This is a genomic window from Georgenia sp. (assembly GCF_054605595.1).
This window is the reverse complement of record NZ_JBTSDU010000215.1, coordinates 1-2,903: the sequence shown is the minus strand read 5'-3', so window position 1 is coordinate 2,903 and position 2,903 is coordinate 1. Positions and strand designations below refer to the sequence as shown.

At 75.4% G+C, this 2,903-nt stretch carries 2 protein-coding genes and 1 pseudogene; 1 reads left to right on the top strand and 2 read right to left on the bottom strand.

Translation table 11 applies throughout. The features are described from left to right. A pseudogene (locus tag ACYC1Z_RS15015) lies at nt 1-728 on the top strand (glutamate--cysteine ligase); the annotation flags it as partial. 33 nt (nt 729-761) lie between these two features. Here ACYC1Z_RS15015 and ACYC1Z_RS15010 read toward each other — a convergent pair. Both ACYC1Z_RS15010 and ACYC1Z_RS15005 read right to left on the bottom strand, forming a co-directional pair. Continuing rightward, complete coding sequence (locus tag ACYC1Z_RS15010; RefSeq protein ID WP_461410315.1) at nt 762-1,292, bottom strand: hypothetical protein; 531 nt, start codon at nt 1,290-1,292, stop codon at nt 762-764. Nucleotides 1,293-1,474: 182 nt separating this feature from the next. Next, nucleotides 1,475-2,903 (bottom strand): hypothetical protein (locus tag ACYC1Z_RS15005; RefSeq protein ID WP_461410314.1); only part of this gene is annotated, 1,429 nt, incomplete at its 5' end.

The window sequence follows — 2,903 nt, the reverse complement described above, 5'->3', positions numbered from 1 at the left end:
TGCGCAACCAGGGGGTGCGCCCTCTCGTGCCGTTCGGGGACCGGTGGATCAACTCGATCTTCGACCTGTTCGAGGAGAACGTGCGCTACTACCCCGCGCTGCTGCCCGAGGTCAGCGACGAGGATCCGCTGGAGGTGCTCGAGGCGGGCGGGACACCCACGCTCTCCGAGCTCCGCCTGCACAACGGCACCATCTACCGGTGGAACCGCCCCGTGTACGACGTCGTCGACGGCCTGCCGCATCTGCGGGTGGAGAACCGGGTGCTGCCGTCCGGGCCCTCGGTGCTCGACGTCGTCGCGAACGCGGCGTTCTTCTACGGCGCCATCGTCGAGATGGTCCTCGACGAACGCCCGGTGTGGTCGCGGATGAGCTTCGAGGCCGCCCGGGAGAACTTCTATACGGGCGCGGCGGCGGGGGCGCAGTCGCGCCTGTACTGGCCCGGCGCCGGCGAGGTCGACTGGGACGAGCTCGTGCTGCGCAAACTGCTGCCCATGGCCCACCAGGGCCTCGACCGGCTCGGCGTGGACTCCGACGTCGCCGACCGCTATCTGGGGGTCATCGAGGGACGCGCGAAGTTCCGCCGCAACGGGGCGAGCTGGCAGGTGGCCGCGACGGAAGCGTTCGAGGCCCGCGGGCTCGACCGGCCCGCGGCGTTGCGCGCGATGCTCGGCGCCTACGTCCAGGGCATGCAGGCCAACGAACCGGTGCACACCTGGCCGGTGCCCTGACGGTCGCCCGCCGGCCGCCGTCAGGCGCCGCCGTCAGGCGCCGACCCCCGCGAGGGTGCCGATCCAGAAGAAGAGCGCGACCACGAACACGTGGAGGCCGATGGCGAGGCCGACGAGCCCGGGCCACCGTGGGCCGTGGCGCTGCGCGAGCGCGACGATCCCGAGCACCGCCGCGGACAGGCCCAGGATGAGCGAGACGAACAGCGAGATCGACTCGTACAGCGCCGGGTCCCCGACCCGCTGGGCCGCAACCGCGTAGACGGCCTTCCAGGCGGTGAGGACGACGGCGAGCAGCAGCGCGGTCCATCCCACCGGGTTGCCGCCACGGCCGCCGCCACGGCCCGGGATGGTGGCGGGACGCGGGGTGCCGGCACCGGGGCGGTCGGTGGGTCCCGGGACCGCGGCGGGCGCCCGGGCACGGTCCGGGTCGGGGACGACCGCATCGGCGGGCGACGTCGGCCCGGCGTCGCGACGGCCTCGGCGCGACAGGTCCGCGATGGCCGGATCCGGCGGGCCGTCCGCCGCGGGGGGCGAGGACTGGGTCGGGTCGGTGGTTCCACTCATGGTTTCTCCTCTGGGTCGGGCACGCAGGCACGTCCCACCCCCCCCAGCCTGCCAGCACCACCCGCCCCGCACCCAGCGGACCGCGCCGAACTGCGCGCGGCGCGCGACACCGCGAGCGAGCGCCTGGTCACCGACGTCGCCGAAGGTGCCTACGCTGCGGCTGACCCGACCGGCGGCGCGGCCTACTGGTAGCTGATGAAGTTCGGCACCGGCTCGACCCGCATGGTCTGCTCGGGGGTGAGCATCGGGACGTCCTCGTCGTAGAAGTTCTTCCAGCCCCACCAGCGGATGTTCGGCTCGCCCGCACGCAGCGCCGCCCAGGTGCCGCGCTTGGCGGGCTGGGAACCCTGACCGTCCACATGGACCAGGACGGCGACCTCCGACCGCGACTGGTCGACGTCGTCGGCGCCCGTGACCATGCGGAGCTGGAACTGGTGGAGGACGAGGAGCTTCTGGGGCAGGCGGTGGGCGCGGGTGAGGTCCGCGAGCCAGGTGACGACCTGGTCGACCTCGGCGACGTCGACCTGGCCGATCTGGCGCAGGTGCCCCTGATCGGGCCGGAGCCGCCACTCCGGGTCCAGCGCGAGCCCGACGTTCGGCAGGCGCAGCAGCTCCTCGTACCGCTTCGCCTGGGTGAGGAAGTCGGTCCGGCCGGGTTGGAGGTCGAGGACGACGTACTGCCCACTCTCGTGGGCGAGGTCGACGAGCGGGCGGAGCTCCTCGACGTCCCGTTCCGCCGAGTAGTCCCCGTCGTCACCCGGACCGCGGGCGGCCACGGTGGCGATGATCTCCAGCGCGGGCACCACCGTGGTGCCGGTGAGTCCGACGTACCCATCGGCGTGCTCGCGGGCGCGCACGACCGTGGCGGGCGCGTCCTGCTCGCCCAGGACACCGAGCGCGCCGGAGCCCGGCGTGCCGTAGAGCGCGACGTACGTCTTGCCGGGCAGGACGAGCTGCCCGCCCCCCGGCAGCTCGGTGCCGGTCGCCGCCGTCCGGGTGCGCCACGCCAGGGTCGCGGCGTCGTCGAAGGCGGTGCCGAGCCCCACGACCACGTCCGGGGCGTTCGCGGCCGTCTCCTGGACCGTGCTGCGGCTCGCGCGCGGATCCCCGGTGGGGACCACCTGGACGGTGGCGCCGGCGGCCCGAGCGGTCGCGACGGCCGCGGCCTGGCCCGGGTCCCCGGTGCTCATGACGACGACGGTGGCGCCTGGGTCCGCGGGTCGGTCGACGTCCGGCAGGGCCGTGGCCCGGTCGGGCAGGAAGCCGGCCGGCGGGGCCAGGCGTTCCGTGGGTCGGGTGGCGCCCGCCCGGTCGGGCAGCTCGGCGGGCCCGGTGATCGGGGCCCCGTCCGCCGGGGCCGGTGCCGGCGCACCGGTGCCGGCACCGGACGGCGCCTCGGTCGCAGCCCCGGGCGGCGCCTCGGTCGGGCCTTGTGCCGGCGCTCCGGCGTCGGGGCCGAGCAGCACCGGTCGGTCCAGGGCGAGGCCCGCCACTGCGGTGACCTCGGACCCGGCGGGCACGGCTCGCGCGGCGCCCAGGCGGCCGTCGAGCAGGCGGCGGAGCTCGTCGTCGTCCGTGGGGGCGACGACGCTGCCGGCCGGCGGGTCGGTG

Bases quoted from the DNA above. Each gene is read 5' to 3' on its own strand.
- ACYC1Z_RS15010 (WP_461410315.1), bottom strand. From the start codon at position 1,292: ATGAGTGGAACCACCGACCCGACCCAGTCCTCGCCCCCCGCGGCGGAC.